The organism is Streptomyces sp. DH10 (assembly GCF_029813805.1).
GTDB lineage: Bacteria > Actinomycetota > Actinomycetes > Streptomycetales > Streptomycetaceae > Streptomyces > Streptomyces coeruleofuscus.
In genome coordinates, this window is the sequence record NZ_JARVKU010000020.1 from 133,817 (window position 1) to 150,367 (window position 16,551).

Here is a 16,551-nt window from a genome sequence, read left to right on the forward strand (position 1 = left end):
CCATGTGTTTGGCAGTGCCCGGCAAGGTCGTGGCCATCGACGACGGCGCGGATCCGCTCACCGGGCTGATCGACTTCGGCGGAGTGCAGAAACAGGCGTGTCTGGAGTACGTGCCCGACGTGCGGGTGGGCGAGTACGTCATCGTGCACGTCGGCTTCGCGCTCCAGCGCCTGGACGAGGAGTCGGCCCTGGCCTCGCTGAAGCTGTTCGAGGAACTGGGGCTGCTGGAGGAGGAGTTCGGCGACGCCTGGGAGCAGGCGGCGAAGGAGGCGGGAACGGCGTGAAGTACATCGACGAGTTCAACGACCCGGAGCTGGCCCGGCGGCTGCTGGACGAGATCCGGGCCACCGCGACCCGGCCGTGGGCCCTGATGGAGGTGTGCGGCGGGCAGACCCACTCGATCATCCGGCACGGCATCGACCAACTGCTCCCCGAGCAGGTCGAGTTGATCCACGGCCCCGGCTGCCCGGTCTGTGTCACACCGCTGGAGGTCGTCGACAAGGCACTGGAGATCGCCTCGCGGCCCGGGGTGATCTTCTGCTCCTTCGGCGACATGCTCCGGGTACCGGGCACCGGCCGCGACCTGTTCCGGGTCAAGGGCGAGGGCGGCGACGTACGCGTGGTCTACTCGCCGCTCGACGCCCTGGAACTGGCCCGCCGCCACCCCGACCGGGAGGTGGTGTTCTTCGCGATCGGCTTCGAGACCACGGCCCCGGCCAACGCGATGGCCGTGCACCAGGCGCGGCGGCTGGGTCTGAACAACTTCAGCCTGCTGGTGTCGCATGTGCGGGTGCCCCCGGCCGTCGAGGCGATCATGACGGCTCCGGCCTGCCGGGTGCAGGGCTTCCTGGCCGCCGGGCACGTGTGCAGCGTGATGGGCACGGCGGAGTACCCGGAGCTGACCGAGCGGTTCGGGGTGCCGATGGTGGTGACCGGGTTCGAGCCGCTGGACATCCTGGAGGGCATCCGCCGGGCGGTCCGGCAGCTGGAGCGTGGCGAGCACCGCGTGGAGAACGCGTATCCGCGTGCCGTGCGCGAGGAGGGCAATCCGGCCGCCGTGCGCATGATCGAGGAAGTGTTCGAGGTCACCGACCGGTCCTGGCGCGGTATCGGGCGGATCCCTGCCAGTGGCTGGCGGCTGCGCGACGCCTTCCGCGCGTACGACGCCGAGCACCGCTTCGACGTCACCGGGATCCGTACCGAGGAGCCGGCGGAGTGCCGCAGCGGTGAGGTGCTCCAGGGGCTGATCAAGCCGACCGAGTGCGCCGCGTTCGGCACCACCTGCACCCCGCGCACCCCGCTCGGCGCCACCATGGTCTCCAGCGAGGGCGCCTGCGCGGCCTACTACCTGTACCGCCGGATGAACGCCCCGACGCCGCAGACCGGCCGGGCCACGCAGGAAGGGGTGACTCCCGTTGCCTGAGCGACTCTCCGATGTGGTCGACCCGGCCACCTGGACCTGCCCCGCCCCGCTGCGCGACCAGGGTGTGGTGGTGATGGGCCACGGCGGCGGCGGAGCCCTGTCGGCGGAGCTGATGGAGCAGGTCTTCACCCCCGCCTACGGCAACGCCACCCTCGCCGGTCTCGCCGACTCCGCCGTCCTCGAACTGGGCGGCGCGCGGCTGGCCTTCTCCACCGACTCCTACGTGGTCCGGCCACTGTTCTTCCCCGGCGGCAGCCTGGGCGACCTCGCGGTCAACGGCACCGTGAACGACCTGGCGATGAGCGGTGCGCGGCCCGCGTATCTCTCCGCCGCGTTCGTCCTGGAGGAAGGCGTCGAGCTGACCGTCGTGGAGCGGATCGCCCGCGCCATGGGTGCGGCGGCCGAGACGGCGAGGGTCACCATCGCCACGGGTGACACCAAGGTGGTGGAGTCCGGGCACGGCGACGGTGTCTACGTCACCACCGCCGGTGTCGGGCTCGTCCCGGACGGGGTGGACATCCGGCCCCGGCGTGCGCGGCCCGGGGACGCCGTGATCGTCAGCGGGCCGATCGGCCTGCACGGGGTGGCGATCATGAGCGTGCGGGAGGGGCTGGAGTTCGGGGTGGAGATCGCCAGCGACACCGCGCCGCTGGCGGATCTGGTGGCGGCGATGCTGGCCGTCACCCCGGACATCCATGTGCTGCGCGACCCGACCAGGGGCGGCCTGGCGGCGTCGCTCAACGAGATCGCCCGTGCTTCGGGGACCGGGGTCAGGCTTCAGGAGCGCGCCATTCCGGTGCCGGACGCGGTGGCGAACGCTTGCGGCTTCCTGGGGCTCGACCCCCTCTACGTCGCGAACGAGGGCAGGCTGGTCGCCTTCGTGCCCCCGTCGGCGGCGGACGAGGTCCTCGCGGCGATGCGCGACCACCCGCAGGGTGCCGGAGCCACGCTGATCGGCGAGTGCGTCGCCGATCACCCGGGCATGGTCGTGGCCGCCACCGGCCTCGGCGGCACGCGGGTGGTGGATCTGCCGCTCGGCGAGCAGTTGCCGCGCATCTGCTGATCCGGTCCGGATGTGAAGGGGCCCCGCCGCACGCGTCGGCGGGGCCCCTCACGCTATGCCGGGGCCGGTGACGGCTCGATCCCGGTGATCTCCAGTTCCCGGCCGCTGCGCAGGTCACTGGTGGGCTGGTCGCAGCGCGGGCACCAGAAGAACGGGGGCATGCCCACCGGGAACTCCTCGGCGCACGGGCCGCACCAGGCCTGCGCGGGGACCTGCTCGACCACGAGCCGGGCCCCGGCGAGGGCGGTGCCGTCGCGGGCCACCTCGAAGGCGAAGTCCAGGGCGTCGGGGACGACGCCCGCCAGTTCGCCGACCCGGACGGTCACCGCCGAGACGGTGGCCGTCCCGTCCGCCCGGGCCAGCTCGCCGGCCCGCTCGATGATCGCGGTCGCGATCGACAGTTCGTGCACGGCCGGCTCACGGGTAGCGGTGGCCGGCGCGGAAACCTCCGGCCATCCGCCAGATCCGCATCTCTCGCCTCAGGCTGGGAAACTCCCAGCACAGCAGTGCCAGGGCCGCACCGCCCACCAGGACGGCCTCGGCCTTCAGCACCCGCTGTCCGCTCACACCGCCTCGCCTTCGCGCGACGGGTCTGCGTGCTCGTCGGACCTTCATTACGGTGACTCCCTGCTTTCTCATCACGGCTCTCATCCCGGCGAGATGTTCGGCATGGTCTCCGCGAGGGCGTCATGCCGCTTCCAGTGGATCCCCGTGGAACGGCGCGCGTCGGCGGTGCCGTCCTCGTGATGCCCCTTCTGCTCGTCGTACCGCCCCTTGTTGCCCTGGTGCATGCCGGCGACGTGCCCGGGCGTGTCGGGCTTCGCCTGCGCCCGGCCCACTCTGATGCTGCCCATGGGGTGCTCTCCTTCCTCGCCTCCGACCTGCGGAGTGCGTCTTCATGGCCGCTCGGTGAGGTCCTCGAAGAACCGCTCGACGGCCGGCCAGACCTGGCCTCCGCCGGACAGGCCGCGCCACTCCCCGCGTACGACGGCGACCATCCGGTAGCAGTCGTCGATCGGCACGATCCAGTGGTGGTCGAGGCCGTGGACGGTGTTCACCAGCAGGGCCTCCACATCGGGTTCCACGCCGGCGAGCTGCGGACACGTCCCGGTCAGTTCCTGCCAGGCCGCCGCGTCCACCTCCCACCGCATGGCTCCCGCCGGGCTCGGGCCCTGCGCGGTGACCGTGCCGTCCGTCCGGGGCACGAAGAAGACCAGGCCGACGGGTACGCCCAGCACGGCCGTGTCCACCTTGGGCAGCCGGACCCGGCGCCGGGGCACGAGCCGGTAGTGGCCGTCGCCCGCCCCGGCCCCGGCGAACAGCACGGAGCAGGGGCCGCAGACGCAGTGCACCTCCTCCTGCCCGGTGTCGTAGAGGTGGGCGTGCTCGTCGGCGACGGGCGCGGCGCACAGGTCGCACCCCTCCGCCCCGGCCGCCGTCGTGCGGTCGGCCGAGGAGCGGATCAGGCGGGCCAGCGCCCCGTCGGTGGTCACCGTGCGCCTCGGTGCGTCAGCGTGGTCAGGGGTACGAACGCGGGAGCCGGCGTGCTCGGCAGGGGCTCCACCGCCGTCAGCTCGGGAGCGACGGCGAGCACCGCCTCCCGGACCGCGTCGGTGACGTCGGAGCCTCCACCGCCGCAGCCGGAGCCGCAGCCGCTCGTCTTCAGACGCACCCGGCCGGTCTCGCCTTCCACACCGGCCCACTCCACGTCGCCGCCCCGTTCCCGTACGGCGGGCCGCAGCCGCTCGACCGCGCGGGCCGCCCGGCGCTCGGGGGGCTCGGGGTGGATGTCGTGCAGCACCAGCAGGTGGCCCAGCAGCTCGTCGTCGGCCAGGCGTTCCGCCAGCTGTTCGTCCGCCTGGTCCAGGACGCGGGCCAGGGCCTCGCCGTAGACCTCGGTCAGCAGCCGGACCGCCTCCGTGGCCGCGCCGGGCAGGGGTTCGAGGCCTTCCAGTACCTCGTCGAGCCGGGCTAGCCGGGCCTCGACGTCCGGGTCGGCCAGCCGGGTGCCGGCGGCCTCAGCCATGGTTCGCTCCGTACGTCGGCGAGTGCAGGGTGGTGAGCGTCTTGCCCTTGCCGACGTACATGTGCACGCCGCACGGCAGGCAGGGGTCGAAGCTGCGGACCGTGCGCATGATGTCGACGCCCTTGAAGTCGTCCGGCCCGTTCTCCTCGAAGATGGGCTGGCCCTGGACGGCGTCCTCGTACGGGCCGGGGGTGCCGTACTTGTCGCGCGGGCTGGCGTTCCACGGGGTGGGCGGGTACGGGTGGTAGTTGGCGATCTTCTTGTCCTTGATCACCAGGTGGTGGGAGAGGACACCGCGCACCGCCTCGTGGAAGCCGCAGCCGATCGCCTCGTCGGGCACCTCGTAGTTCTCGAACACCTTGGTCTCGCCCGCGCGCACCATCCCCATGGCCTCTTCGATGAACTGAAGGGCCATGGCGGCGGCGTAGGCGACGAAGTACGGCCGGGCGCGGTCGCGTTCGATGGTGTTGCTCCACCGCGGGATGCGCCACTCCAGGGTGGTCTCCGGCAGGGACTCGCCCTTGGGCAGGGAGATGCGCACGCTGTGGCCGGTGGACTTGACGTACGGGGTGTCGACCAGGCCGCTCAGCGCGGTCGACCACAGGCGGGCCAGCGGGCCGCCGCCGGTGTCGAGGGCGAGGTGGTCGCCGGTGCGCTGGTCGAACCAGCGGGGGCTCATCACCCAGCTGTACTTGTCGTCGAAGTCGCGCTTCTGCGGCACCGGGACGGTGGTCTGGTTCCACGGGTGGCGCATGTCGACGGGGTTGCCGAGCGGGTCGTGGGTGACGAAGGGATCCTCGTTGACCCAGTCCTCGTAGTACGAGCTGCCGAGCATGATCCGCATGCCGAGATTGATGTCGACGAGGTTGTTGGTGACCAGTTCGCCGTCGACGATGATGCCCGGGGTGACGTACATCGCCTTGCCCCAGGTGTTCATCGACTCGTAGCGGTAGTCGACGACCTTGGGGTCCTGGAAGGCGCCCCAGCAGCCCAACAGGACGCGGCGGCGGCCGACCTCCTCGTAGCCGGGCAGCGCCTCGTAGAAGAAGTCGAAGACGTCGTCGTTCATGGCGACGGCCTTCTTCACGAAGTCGATGACCCGCATGAGGCGGCTGAGGTAGTCGGTGAAGGTGGTCGGCTGCGGCATCGTGCCGACGCCGCCGGGGTACAGCGTGGACGGGTGGACGTGCCGCCCCTCCATCAGGCAGAACATCTCGCGGGTGACCCGGCTGACCTTCAGGGCCTCCTTGTAGACCTCGCCCTCGAAGGGGTTGAAGGCCTTCATGATGTCGGCGATGGTGCGGTAGCCGTGGATGTCGCCGCGGGGCGCCGCGGTGCGTTCGGCGCGGGCCAGCACCCCGGGGTTGGTGGCCTTGACCATCGCCTCGCAGAAGTCCACGAAGACCAGGTTGTCCTGGAAGATCGTGTGGTCGAACATGTACTCGGCGGCTTCACCGAGGTTGACGATGTGCTCGGCCAGCGGGGGCGGCTTGACGCCGTAGGCCATCTGCTGCGCGTAGTCGGAGCAGGTGGTGTGGTTGTCGCCGCAGATACCGCAGATCCGGGACGTGATGAAGCCCGCGTCCCGCGGGTCCTTGCCCTTCATGAACACCGAGTAGCCGCGGAAGAGCGACGAGGTGCTGTGGCATTCCACGACTTCCCGGTTGGCGAAGTCGATCTTCGTGTAGATGCCCAGGTTCCCGATGATCCGCGTGATCGGATCCCAGGACATGTCCACGAGCTGTGGCGGCTTGCGGTCCGTGGGCCGGGCCTCGGTGGTGGTCATCTGCGGTGCTGCCCCTCGCTGTCGGTGCTGCGTGGTCGGGTGGTGGGGTGTGTGTCGCGCGGCATCAGGGCCGCCAGCGCGGGTCGTAGCCGCTGGACAGCTTGCGCTTGTTGTGACGCCACTTGGGTTCGTGGTTGACCAGTTCGTTGGTCATGCCGCGCAGGCGGCGGATGACGGCGCCGTACGGCTTGATGGCCAGGGAGGACAGGGTTCCGCCGGGGGGTTCGTCCATGAACGGCATGAACGCGTCGGGGAAGCCGGGCATCGTGCAGCCGATGCAGATGCCGCCGACGTTGGGGCAGCCGCCGATGCCGGCCATCCAGCCGCGCTTGGGCACGTTGCAGTTGACGACCGGACCCCAGCAGCCCGTCTTGACCAGGCACTTGGGCGAGTTGTAGTCCTTGGCGAAGCTGGCCTGCTCGTAGTACGAGCCGCGGTCGCAGCCCTCGTGGACCGTCTTCCCGAACAGCCACTGCGGGCGCAGCATGTGGTCCAGCGGGGGCGGGGGCGCGGAGCCGGCCGCGTGGTAGAGGACCCAGACCAGGGTCTCCATGAAGTTCTCGGGCTGGATGGGGCAACCGGGCACGTTGACGATCGGCAGGCCGCCCTGGGAGGTGAAGTCCCAGCCCAGGTAGTCGGCGAGGCCCATGCAGCCGGTGGGGTTTCCGGACATGGCGTGGATGCCGCCGAAGGTGGCGCAGGTGCCGGCGGCGACCACCGCCCAGGCCTTGGGGGCCAGTTGGTCGATCCACCAGTTGAGGGTCTGGGGCTCGCCGGTCTCCGGGTCGTTGCCGAAGGACGTCCAGTAGCCGTCGCCCTCGATGATGTTCTGGTTGGGGACCGAGCCCTCGATGACGAGGATGAACGGTCCGAGTTCGCCCCGTACGGCCGCCCGGTAGGGGGCGAGGAAGTCCTCGCCGCCCAGGCTCGGGGAGAGCACCTTGTTGACGAGGTTCACCTTGGGCAGGCCCGGGATCAGTCCGAGCACCAGGTCCTCGATGGAGGGCTGGCCGGCGGCGGTGAGGGAGACGGTGTCGCCGTCGCAGCTCATGCCTTCGGAGATCCAGAGGATGTGGATCTCGTCCATGCCCTGCCGGTCCTCGGACCGGTCGGGTTCCTTGCTGACTTCCGTGGTGCTGCTGTGCGTTGTCATGTCACTCGGCCTCCGCTGCGGGGGTCTCGGAGTCGGTCATGTGCCGCGCCTTCGCTGCGGCGGGAGCCGGTGCCGACGGCTCGTCCGGGGATCCGGCGGGCTCGATCGGTTCGAGCTCGTCGGGCCGGAAGTAGTGGAAGCGGCCGTACCAGGTGTGCAGTTCGGACGCGGGGTCGTCGTCGAGGGTGACGGCGAGGTGCACGCTGCCGTCCACGTCGTGGAAGACGGCGGCGACTTCGGCGGTGCGGCCGGCCAGGAACATGTCCTGGGCGTCGGCACCGCGTCCCCGGGGACGGAGCCGGACACGGCTGCCGCCGCCGAGCCGGACGCCGTCGACGAGCACGGTGTCGGTAGCCGGGGAGAGACCGTCGTCTGCGCCCTCCTGCCACCAGGCGGGGCGGTCGGTGGGGGTGGGGGATACGGACTCCGGGGGCGCGGGCGTCCCGAGCGCCGGGGGCGCGGGCGTCGCGGGGGCGGGAGCACCGGGTACCGGAGTCGCAGGCGCGGGGGTCACGGGCGCGGCAGGCCCGGCCGCAGACGTCGCAGGCGCGGCAGTCCCGGGCACCGGGGCCGCGGGCGTCACGCCGTCGGGAAACCCGGGCGCCTGAGTCACAGGGGCGGGAGTCCCAGGCGCTGGGGTCGAAGGGACGGCAGTCCCACGCGCCGAGGTCACGGGCGCGGCAGCCCCGGCCGCCGAAGTCGCAAGCACGGGCGTCATGGGCGCGGCACCCGCAGGCGTCGAAGTCGCAGGCGTGGCACCACCCGCAGGCGCCGGGGCCCCGGGCGCGGCGGCCCCCGGTGCCGGGGACGCGGGGACGGCAGCCCCGGGCGATGGGGACACCGCGGCGACCGGTGCCAAGGAGCGGACGGCGCCGTGCAGTCGTTCGAAGACCTCCTGCGGCATGGTGTCGACCCGGTCGAGGATCGCGGCCGCCCGCGGGTCGGTGGCCCGCGCCTCGCGCTTCTCCTCGTCGGTCAACAGCATCGTGCGCAGCGTGAGGATCTCGTCGATCTCGGCGGCGTCGTGCAGGTCACCCGGGCTCTCGGGGGCCACCTGGGGGTGGTCGGGCAGGATGATGGGTGCGGAGAGCAGGACGTGGCCGTCGTCGCCGCCGAGGACGGGGAAGGTGAACTCGTTCCGGCACGAGCGGGCGAGTGCGCTCAGGTCCGTCGGCGGGTCGGTCAGCGAGACGAACTCCACGCCGTCGCCGCCGATGAGGGTGTGCGTGGCGATGAGGGCGCGGCGCAGCGCCTCGTCACGAGTGGTCCGCGATTGCGGTGCGGGCCCGGTGTTCGTGGTGCGCACACGGAGCCGGCAGAGGTCGTCCGACAGTCGCTCGGCGGTGACGGTGGTGTCTGCCCGTACCTCGTCGCGGTGCCGCACCACCCGCCCGGCGTCACCGGGCAGCGGCTCGACGTCCACGCCGGCCGGCGCGACCACCGGCACGGTGCGTCCGTCCCGAAGGAGCTCGTCGAGCGGGACCTCGATCTCGTGTTCACGCGGCACGGCCTCGTCGAAGGTCAGATGCGTCGTGCCGTCGGCGGTGCGCAGCGACTCGACGGCGTGATGACGGCCCTCCCGGGTCTCCTCCACCTGCTTGCGCTGCATCTGGAGGTGACGGATCCGCACACGTACGGACGCGCTGCCGGGCTGCCGGATCCGCAGCAGGCACTCGGTCTGCTGGTACCAGGAGTCGGCGCTGCCGGAGACCCCGGGGACCACGGGGCCGTCCGCCTCCACCCAGTCCCTCGGGAACAGGACCCCGAACTGCCATCGGACGCGGTTCTTGGCCGAGGACCGGCGGTAGGGGTAGAGGAGGTATCCCTCGTAGAGGACGGCGTCGGCGACGGCGCTCACCTGCTCGAAGGAGTCCAGGGTTCGGTCCGGGGGCAGATCCTCGCCACCTGCGGCGGCAGCGCGCACCGTGCCGCCCTCGGCCAATCCCTCCGCCATCGCGTCTCCTCGTCCGGGTGTGCACACGCCTTCAGGGGTGCACGCGCATCCCTTCCACCACGTTCACACCGCTCATCCAAGGTCGCCTCCTCCGGCGCAGTCCCGTTGGGCCGTTCGGGTCTGTCGCGGTGGGCACGACGACGGCCCGTCGCGGTGAGCGCGACGGGCCGGTGTCGGGATCGTGGGGGTCGAGGGGTGTCACCTCCGCACGTGGGACAGCCGCCGTGCCACCAGGGGGATGATCACCGCGGCGGCCACCACGTGCGACACGGCGAGGACGATCTGGGTGGACGCGGCCGTGTGCGGGGCGACGGCCGGGCCGGCGAGGGACAGCGCGGTGAGGACGACGGTGGTCACGGTGAACGTCCGGGCGGGCTGCTTGGCCCAGCGGGCGAGCACCACCGCGAGGATGATCCCGGCGACCGACCAGAACACCACGCCGCCGCCGAAGCCGCCGACGGGGATCTCCGCCGCCTCCTTGGCCCCGGGGCTGGCCGCCTCCATCGGGACGCCCGCGGCCCGGGCGACGAGCGCGAAGGCCTCGGTCACGACGGCACCGGCGAGCGTCGCCAGGACGCCGACCAGCCATACGGGGCGCGTGGAGAGGAAGCCGGTGGTGTGCCGGGAGTCGGACCGGGTCTGCGTCTGAGGGGTCGTCACGCTCATGTCGCCTTCTCCTGCTCAGTGTTGGGCTCGGTACGCCTTACGGAGAGGTAGACCGGGCGAGGCGCCGGAACTCATCGGTGCACCGAGAACCGGCACGGCCCATCGGCCGAACAGCGCAAGTCGCCTGCACGAACCGGTGAGTCCAGGGAAGGCGTCACCCCATGGACCAGACCCAGCACCCCCGCACGACCACCAGCCCCGCCCTCACCACCCTGGCCGACCCGCTCGTCAACAAGGGCACCGCCTTCAGTCGGCAGGAGCGCGCCGAGCTCGGCCTCGACGGGCTGCTGCCGCCCGCCGTGGAGACCCTGGACGAGCAGGTCGCCCGCGCCTACGAGGCGTTCCACGGCTACGACAAGCCCCTCAACCGGCACATCTACCTGCGTCAGCTCCAGGACACCAACGAGGTGCTCTTCTACCGTCTGGTCACCGAGTACCTGGAGGAGCTGCTGCCCGTCGTCTACACGCCGACGGTGGGTGAGGCCTGTCAGCGTTTCAGCGAGATCTACCGGCGGCCGCGCGGGCTGTTCCTGACGTGGGAGGACCGGCACCGCTTCCGGGACATCCTGCGCAACCGCCCGCACCGCGACAAGGACGTGGACGTCATCGTCGTCACCGACGGGCAGCGCATCCTCGGCCTGGGCGACCAGGGCGTCGGCGGGATGGGCATCCCGATCGGCAAGCTCAGCCTCTACACGGCGATCGGCGGCATCCACCCCGCCCACACCCTGCCGATCCTGCTGGACATCGGCACCGACAATGAGGACCTGCTCGGCAACCCCCGCTACCTCGGCCGGCGCGACCGCAGGCTGTCCGGCGCCGACTACGACGAGATGATCGAGGCGTTCGTCTCGGCGGTGGAGGCGGAGCTGCCCGGCACGCTGCTCCAGTGGGAGGACTTCGCCACCGCCCACGCGTACCCGATCCTCGCCCGCTACCGGGACCGGCTGCTCACCTTCAACGACGACATCCAGGGCACGGCGGCCGTCACGCTCGGCGCGCTGTCCACGGCCGCTAACGTGTCCGGCACCCCGCTGTCCGGGCAGCGCCTGGTGATCCTGGGTGCGGGGTCGGCCGCCATCGGTGTCGCCGACATGATCCGGACTGCCATGATCGAGGAGGGCCTGTCCGAGGACGAGGCCACGGCACGGTTCTGGATCCTCGACGTCGACGGCCTGCTGGTGCGCTCGCGCACGGAACTGACGCCGCAGCAGCGGGTGTTCGCGCGCGACGACAGCGAGGTGAACGGCTGGGACGGCACCGGCCTCGCGGAGGTGGTGCGCCGTGTCGAGCCGACGGCGCTCATCGGACTGTCGACGGCTCACGGCGCGTTCACCGAGGAGATCGTGCGGCAGATGGGCTCGACCTGCGAACGGCCCGTCATCTTTCCGCTGTCGAATCCCACTTCCCACTCCGAGGCCGATCCGGCGGACCTCACCCGCTGGACCGACGGCCGGGCACTGATCGCCACCGGCTCGCCCTTCCCGCCGCTCACGGTGGACGGGCACGAGGTGCCGGTGGCGCAGTCGAACAACGTGTACGTCTTCCCGGCCATGGGGCTCGCGGTGACGGCGAGCCGGGCCACCCGCGTCACCGACCGCATGATGGTGGCCGCCGCCCGGGCCGTCGCCGAGTGCGCGGTACGGGCGGCGCACGGAGACGACGGCCCCGTGCCGCTGCTGCCGCCCCTGAATGGGATGCGCGAGTCCGCTCGCGAGATCGCCCTGGCGGCGGCTCTCGCCGCCGTCAAGGACGGGGTCGCTCCGCAGGCGACGGAGGAGGAACTGCGCAGGGCCGTCGCGCAGGCGCAGTGGACACCCCGTTACGAGGGCTGAGCGCCGCCACGGCTTGACTCACCAGAGAGACAGGGCAGGGCCCGGGTCTGTGACAGCCGTCCCGGCCCTGCGAGCCCTCTTCCCCACCGGAAGCCGTCGTGGCATGCTCATGCAACCCACCACCTGAACGTTGTTCACAGCCATGAACTCGAAGGGAGTGGATTCATGAGGGCACGATCTCGATTAGGCGTTGTGCTGATGGTTCTCGCCGCGCTCGTCACGGGAGTCGCCCCCGCCGCCTCGGCCCGTGCTGAGGCCGAGCACACGTACCGCGTCCCGCACACCGCCGTCATGGACGGTGCCCGTCTGCACCGCACCAAGGTCCGGCTGCAACACGGGGATCCCCGACTCCGGCGCGCCGTGGCGGTGTTGCGGGAGCGCGCCGACCGGTGGCTGGACCAGGGGCCCTGGACCGTCGTCGACAAACCCCGCCCCGCCCCCAGCGGGGACCCGCACGACTACCTCAGTCAGGCTCCGTACTGGTGGCCCACCAAGACACCGGCCCCGGACAATCCGTGGGGCTGTCCGTACGTGCAACGCGACGGCGAGCGCAATCCCGAGGTCGACTCCGGCACCGACCGCCAGGACGTCGAGAAGACCTTCGACTCCGCCTACGACCTCTCCCTCGCCTGGTACTACACCGGCGACGCGCGGTACGCCGAGAAGGCCGGTCAGGTGCTGCGCACCTGGTTCCTCGATCCGGCCACGAGGATGAACCCCCACCTGAAGCATGCGCAGTTCATCCCGTGCAAGTACGACGGTCGCGCCATCGGCATCATCGACTTCTCGCAGTCCTACACCAGCGTCCTCGACGCGCTCGCCCTCCTGGAGAGCGGCGCCCCGGGCTGGACCGCGAAGGACCGCAGGGGCATGACCCGCTGGAACACCGCCTTCCTCGACTGGCTCAGGAACAGCTACTTCGGCAAGCAGGAGGCCGCCGCCACCAACAACCACGGCACCTTCTACGACCTGCTGCTCGCCGGCCTCGCCTACGCGACCGGCGACCGGGAACTGGCCCGCCGAACGGTCCTGGACGCCCGGCACAAGCGCATCGCACCGCAGATCGCGGCCGACGGCAGCCAGCCCCAGGAGCTGACCCGGGCCAGGAGCTGGCACTACTCGACGTTCACCCTGGTCGCGCATGCGCGGCTGGCGGCCATCGGCCGGAACGCCGGAGTGGATCTGTGGGCCTATCAGGGACCGGAGCAAGAGAGCTTGTTCAAGGCGGTCGGTTACCTCCTGCCCGCCGCGACGGGAGCCGCCGCCTGGCCGCACCCGGAGCTTCAGTTCCGCCGGTACGCGGCGACCGACGTCGTGCACGCGGCGGCCGATGCCGGGGACAGGCGGGCGCAGCGGGCCGTCCGCTCGCTGGAGGAGCCGCCGGGCGGCGACTTGTGGGTCCTGCGCCCGGCGGCGGAACAGCTGGACTCCATCGCGGGCTGAGCGGCGCTGCCGGTCAGACCGTGGAGAGGTCGATCGCCCGGTCGATGTCCTGCGGCCGAAGCACCCGCAGGATGCCTTCCAGCAGGTAGTAGTCGGCGTACGGGAGGGAGATCTCGATGCCGTCCTCGGCCGGGCGGTTGCGGGTGCAGCGGGCCACCACCGCTTCCGCCCGGGCCGAGTTCTTCGTCAGGCACGTCTGCGCCAGTGCGGTGAGCAGCCGGAGCGCCACCTCGCGATAGGCCTGCCCGCCGGTGGCGGCGGACAGGTCGAGCAGCCCGCAGGCGGTGATCGCTCCGGCCGACGCGTCCTTGATGTCGTGAGGTTGCTGCGGCGCGCGGTAGTCCCACACCGGGACGTGGTCCGGGGTCAGTGCTCCGATCGCGTAGTCCGCGAGTGCGCGGGCAGTGGTCAGGAAGTCGCGGTTCCCGGTCCTTCTGTACATGGTGGTGAAGCCGTACAGCCCCCACGCCTGCCCGCGCGACCAGCAGGACGTGGGGCTGTAGCCCTGCACGGTGTTCGGGCCGACGGGGGTGCCGCTGTCGGGCTCGAAGTCGTAGACGTGCGGCGTCGATCCGTCCGGGCGGGGGAAGACCCGCCGGGTGGTCTTCGCGTGTTCCACGGCGATGTCCAGGTACCTGCCGTCCCCGGTCTGCCGGCTCGCGAACGCCAGCAGGTCGAGGTTCATCATCGTGTCGATGATGACGCGGCCGGCGTTCTTCGGATCGTTCAGCGCGCCCCACGCCCTGATGAAGCGCCCGCGCGGGTTGTACCGCTGGATCAGGGAGTCGGCAGCCCGCAGGGCGCCCGTCCGCCAGGCCTCGTCGCCGGTCAGCCGCCAGGCGGTGACCCAGGACGGGTAGAAGAGGAAGCCGAGGTCGTGCGTGCCGGTGTCGTGCTGGCGGGGGGCCAGCTTCCGCGCCGAGGCCACGGCCTGCGTGCGGAAGGCGTCGTCCTTGCTGTAGAGCCATGCCATCCACAGCGTGCCCGGCCAGAATCCGCCGACCCAGTCGCCGTTCTGCGAGTAGACCCACTTCTCGAACTTCGTGCCGACGGGGAAGGCGGTCACGTCCGGCGCGACGGCGGCGACCTTCTCGACGGCGTAGTCGGCCGCCGCGCGGAGCGTGCGCAGGGTGGCCGCCGTTGTCCGGCCGGCGGTCGTGTCCGCGGCCGCGGCAGGTGCCGGGGAAACGCATAACGCCGTGGCGCCGGCCGCCGTGGCCAGCACGGTACGCCGGGAAACACTCATGATGATCCCTCCCACTCGGTGTGCACGCACGGTGAACAGGCTCAGCGGTGGCAGGTGGTGACACCCGCGCGCCAAGGACAGGCGATCGCGGCGAAGCCGCCGTTCGCGACCACGTCCACGGCGAGCGTGTCGCCGCCGCGCAGCACCTGCCGGTTCCTGACGAGCCCGTCGGCACCGTCCTGGATCGTTTCGACCAGCCACCTCCCCGAGCCGATGGTCAGCGGCACCTCGGCCTTGCGGGCGGACCCGGCGTACACCCCGCCCAGGAACCAGCGGTCGCCGCTGCGGCGGCCGAGCACGGCTTCGCGGCCGGGCCGGCCGGCGAGCAGCCGGGTGTCGTCCCACGCGGCGGGGACCTGATCGAAGTAGTCCCGGGCGAGCGGCCGGGCGTCGTACGACTCGGGGGTTCCCGCGAACATCTGGAGACCCGACTCGTAGGCGACGGTGAGACCGACCTCTGCCGCGTCGGAGTTGGGGCGCAGGCCGACGCGCTGGAACGCCCCGGGGGTGAAGTCCATGGAGCCGATGACGTTGCGGGTGAAGGGCAGGGTGGTGAGGTGGGCGGCGGTGTTGGTCCGCTTCTCCTCGCCGGCGACGCCCTCCAGGGTCATGACGTGGGGCCAGGTGCGCTGCATGCCCTTGGGGATGGTCGACCCGTGGAAGTTCACCATGAGGTGGTGGGCGGCCGTCTCCCGGAGGATGGCGTCGTACCACTGGAGCGTGGCCTGCGCCTCGGAGTCCATGAAGTCGATCTTGACTCCCTTGACGCCCCACCGCTCCAGCGTGGGCAGCCACTGTGCGCGTTCCTCGGGTGTGTCGAGGTCGCGCTGGTGGATCCAGACGATGATCCCGACACCCTTGGCGCGGGCGTGGTCGACGAGTTCCGGCATCCAGCTGTTGGTCTGCCAGTCCGGGTCCGTGACGTCCCACTCGTCGGCCTTGAAGTACCAGCCCGCGTCGACGGCCTCGTAGGGCCAGTTCCGCTCGGCGGCGTAGTCGACGTAGGCCTTCTGCGCGGCGAGGCTCTGCCCGGCCGGGCGGCCGCCCGCGAGCCAGGTCCACAGCACGGTGCCGGGCCTGCTCCAGGACGGGTCGGCGACCTTGGATGCGGGAGCGAGGTCGTCGGTGAAGGTCGACCGGGTGACGGTGGCCAGGTCGCCGGTGACCATGGCGCGCCAGGGCGTGGCCAGGGGGCCGTCGGTCTTCACCCGGTCGTCGGCCAGCTCGACGCGGTAGGTGCCGGTGCCTTTGTCGTGGGCGAGCCGGGCGCCGGAGTAGGCGCCGGTGAGGTCGGATTCGGCGAGCAGGGTGTAGCCGCCGTCGGTCGCGAACAGCGCCTGGGGCGAGTACGCGCCGGTGGGGGCCGTGGCGGCGGTGTACTCGGTGAACTGGCCCTCGTTGTCGGGCCGGTAGGTGCCCAGCCACGCGCCGGCGTCCGGCGGCAGGTTGAAGGCCGAGGTCTCGCCGAGCACATCGCCGTGTCCGGCGGGCAGGACGTAGCGGTAGGCGACGCCGTCGGCGGCGGCGCGGACCAGCAGGTCGAGCCGGGCGCCGGCGGGGGTGGCGAAGGACAGGCGGGTCTCGTTCATGCGGACCCGGCGGTCGAGCCGCTTGCCCGACTTGGTGCGGTAGCGCTCCTCGACCTTCCGGTTCTTGCCGCGGATGAAGCGCAGGTCCTTGGAGAAGTCGGCCCGTTCGGTGACGATGCCGACGGGCGACGGCTCGATGACCGTACGGCCGGCACGGGTCACCGACAGGCTCAGTGTGCCGGTGCTGTCGTCCAGGGCTATCCGTGCGCGGGGTGCGTCGGCGGCGACGGTCACCGTCCAGGCGTGCTCCCGCTGCTCGGCCCCGGCGGGAGCGGTGGTGAGGAGGGTGGCCGCCAGTGCGGTGCACAGCGCGGCGACCACGGTTCTGATCGGAACAGCCATGTGAACCCTCCGAGGTGTGCGGTGA

At 71.5% G+C, this 16,551-nt stretch carries 16 protein-coding genes; 5 read left to right on the top strand and 11 right to left on the bottom strand.

Going from position 1 to position 16,551, the window contains the following annotated elements:
• Positions 1-2: 2 nt before the first annotated feature.
• The 3 genes from QC385_RS33145 to hypE are packed head-to-tail and all read left to right on the top strand — an operon-like array spanning position 3 to position 2,486.
• Positions 3-284, top strand: a complete 282-nt coding sequence (locus tag QC385_RS33145; protein ID WP_086849068.1) for a HypC/HybG/HupF family hydrogenase formation chaperone — start codon at positions 3-5, stop codon at positions 282-284.
• On the top strand, positions 281-1,423 hold the full coding sequence (hypD, locus tag QC385_RS33150) for a hydrogenase formation protein HypD (RefSeq protein WP_279545051.1): 1,143 nt from the start codon (positions 281-283) through the stop codon (positions 1,421-1,423). Before QC385_RS33145 ends, hypD begins: the two co-directional genes overlap by 4 nt.
• Positions 1,416-2,486: a hydrogenase expression/formation protein HypE gene (gene hypE, locus QC385_RS33155; protein WP_279545052.1), complete on the top strand. Its 1,071-nt coding sequence runs from the start codon at positions 1,416-1,418 to the stop codon at positions 2,484-2,486. Before hypD ends, hypE begins: the two co-directional genes overlap by 8 nt.
• Positions 2,487-2,539: 53 nt before the next feature.
• Here the strand turns inward: hypE and hypA are convergent, their stop codons facing one another.
• The 9 genes from hypA to QC385_RS33200 all read right to left on the bottom strand — a co-directional run bounded on the left by hypA (position 2,540) and on the right by QC385_RS33200 (position 10,071).
• A complete protein-coding gene (gene hypA, locus QC385_RS33160; RefSeq protein WP_279545053.1) occupies positions 2,540-2,896 on the bottom strand; it encodes a hydrogenase maturation nickel metallochaperone HypA in 357 nt (118 codons plus the stop codon).
• 7 nt (positions 2,897-2,903) lie between these two features.
• Positions 2,904-3,053: a hypothetical protein gene (locus QC385_RS33165; RefSeq protein ID WP_279545054.1), complete on the bottom strand. Its 150-nt coding sequence runs from the start codon at positions 3,051-3,053 to the stop codon at positions 2,904-2,906.
• 80 nt (positions 3,054-3,133) lie between these two features.
• The gene (locus QC385_RS33170) at positions 3,134-3,340 is read right to left on the bottom strand and encodes a hypothetical protein (RefSeq protein ID WP_279545055.1); all 207 of its coding nucleotides are present in this window, start codon (positions 3,338-3,340) and stop codon (positions 3,134-3,136) included.
• 42 nt (positions 3,341-3,382) lie between these two features.
• Positions 3,383-3,979, bottom strand: coding sequence for a DUF5947 family protein (locus QC385_RS33175; protein ID WP_279545056.1), 597 nt, complete (start codon positions 3,977-3,979; stop codon positions 3,383-3,385).
• Entirely contained in the window at positions 3,976-4,512 is a 537-nt protein-coding gene (locus QC385_RS33180; protein ID WP_279545057.1) for a NifU family protein, read from the bottom strand. Before QC385_RS33180 ends, QC385_RS33175 begins: the two co-directional genes overlap by 4 nt.
• Positions 4,505-6,298: a nickel-dependent hydrogenase large subunit gene (locus tag QC385_RS33185; protein WP_279545058.1), complete on the bottom strand. Its 1,794-nt coding sequence runs from the start codon at positions 6,296-6,298 to the stop codon at positions 4,505-4,507. Before QC385_RS33185 ends, QC385_RS33180 begins: the two co-directional genes overlap by 8 nt.
• Positions 6,299-6,362: 64 nt before the next feature.
• Positions 6,363-7,451 (bottom strand): hydrogenase expression protein HypE, encoded by a 1,089-nt coding sequence (locus QC385_RS33190; protein ID WP_279545059.1) that lies wholly within the window; start codon positions 7,449-7,451, stop codon positions 6,363-6,365.
• Between the two features lies 1 nt (position 7,452).
• The gene (locus QC385_RS33195) at positions 7,453-9,405 is read right to left on the bottom strand and encodes a hypothetical protein (RefSeq protein WP_279545060.1); all 1,953 of its coding nucleotides are present in this window, start codon (positions 9,403-9,405) and stop codon (positions 7,453-7,455) included.
• A 198-nt stretch (positions 9,406-9,603) separates the two neighbouring features.
• Positions 9,604-10,071: a DUF6069 family protein gene (locus QC385_RS33200; protein ID WP_279545061.1), complete on the bottom strand. Its 468-nt coding sequence runs from the start codon at positions 10,069-10,071 to the stop codon at positions 9,604-9,606.
• Positions 10,072-10,232: 161 nt separating this feature from the next.
• Here QC385_RS33200 and QC385_RS33205 point away from each other — a divergent pair, with 161 nt between their 5' ends.
• Positions 10,233-11,906, top strand: coding sequence for an NAD-dependent malic enzyme (locus tag QC385_RS33205; RefSeq protein WP_279545062.1), 1,674 nt, complete (start codon positions 10,233-10,235; stop codon positions 11,904-11,906).
• 165 nt (positions 11,907-12,071) lie between these two features.
• On the top strand, positions 12,072-13,349 hold the full coding sequence (locus QC385_RS33210) for an alginate lyase family protein (RefSeq protein ID WP_279545063.1): 1,278 nt from the start codon (positions 12,072-12,074) through the stop codon (positions 13,347-13,349).
• Positions 13,350-13,362: 13 nt separating this feature from the next.
• On the opposite strand, the gene QC385_RS33215 is transcribed toward QC385_RS33210, so the two are convergent.
• Together QC385_RS33215 and QC385_RS33220 are read right to left on the bottom strand one after the other, a co-directional pair.
• Entirely contained in the window at positions 13,363-14,595 is a 1,233-nt protein-coding gene (locus tag QC385_RS33215; RefSeq protein WP_279545064.1) for a glycoside hydrolase family 88 protein, read from the bottom strand.
• A 41-nt stretch (positions 14,596-14,636) separates the two neighbouring features.
• Positions 14,637-16,526, bottom strand: coding sequence for a glycoside hydrolase family 97 protein (locus tag QC385_RS33220; RefSeq protein ID WP_279545065.1), 1,890 nt, complete (start codon positions 16,524-16,526; stop codon positions 14,637-14,639).
• Positions 16,527-16,551: the final 25 nt, after the last annotated feature.

Excerpts from the sequence above, each read along its gene's own strand:
- QC385_RS33145 (WP_086849068.1), top strand. The coding sequence starts at position 3 with ATGTGTTTGGCAGTGCCCGGCAAGGTCGTGGCCATCGACGACGGCGCG.
- QC385_RS33170 (WP_279545055.1), bottom strand. The coding sequence starts at position 3,340 with ATGGGCAGCATCAGAGTGGGCCGGGCGCAGGCGAAGCCCGACACGCCC.
- QC385_RS33180 (WP_279545057.1), bottom strand. The coding sequence starts at position 4,512 with ATGGCTGAGGCCGCCGGCACCCGGCTGGCCGACCCGGACGTCGAGGCC.
- QC385_RS33185 (WP_279545058.1), bottom strand. The coding sequence starts at position 6,298 with ATGACCACCACCGAGGCCCGGCCCACGGACCGCAAGCCGCCACAGCTC.
- QC385_RS33190 (WP_279545059.1), bottom strand. The coding sequence starts at position 7,451 with ATGACAACGCACAGCAGCACCACGGAAGTCAGCAAGGAACCCGACCGG.
- QC385_RS33195 (WP_279545060.1), bottom strand. The coding sequence starts at position 9,405 with ATGGCGGAGGGATTGGCCGAGGGCGGCACGGTGCGCGCTGCCGCCGCA.
- QC385_RS33200 (WP_279545061.1), bottom strand. The coding sequence starts at position 10,071 with ATGAGCGTGACGACCCCTCAGACGCAGACCCGGTCCGACTCCCGGCAC.
- QC385_RS33205 (WP_279545062.1), top strand. The coding sequence starts at position 10,233 with ATGGACCAGACCCAGCACCCCCGCACGACCACCAGCCCCGCCCTCACC.
- QC385_RS33210 (WP_279545063.1), top strand. The coding sequence starts at position 12,072 with ATGAGGGCACGATCTCGATTAGGCGTTGTGCTGATGGTTCTCGCCGCG.
- QC385_RS33215 (WP_279545064.1), bottom strand. The coding sequence starts at position 14,595 with ATGAGTGTTTCCCGGCGTACCGTGCTGGCCACGGCGGCCGGCGCCACG.
- QC385_RS33220 (WP_279545065.1), bottom strand. The coding sequence starts at position 16,526 with ATGGCTGTTCCGATCAGAACCGTGGTCGCCGCGCTGTGCACCGCACTG.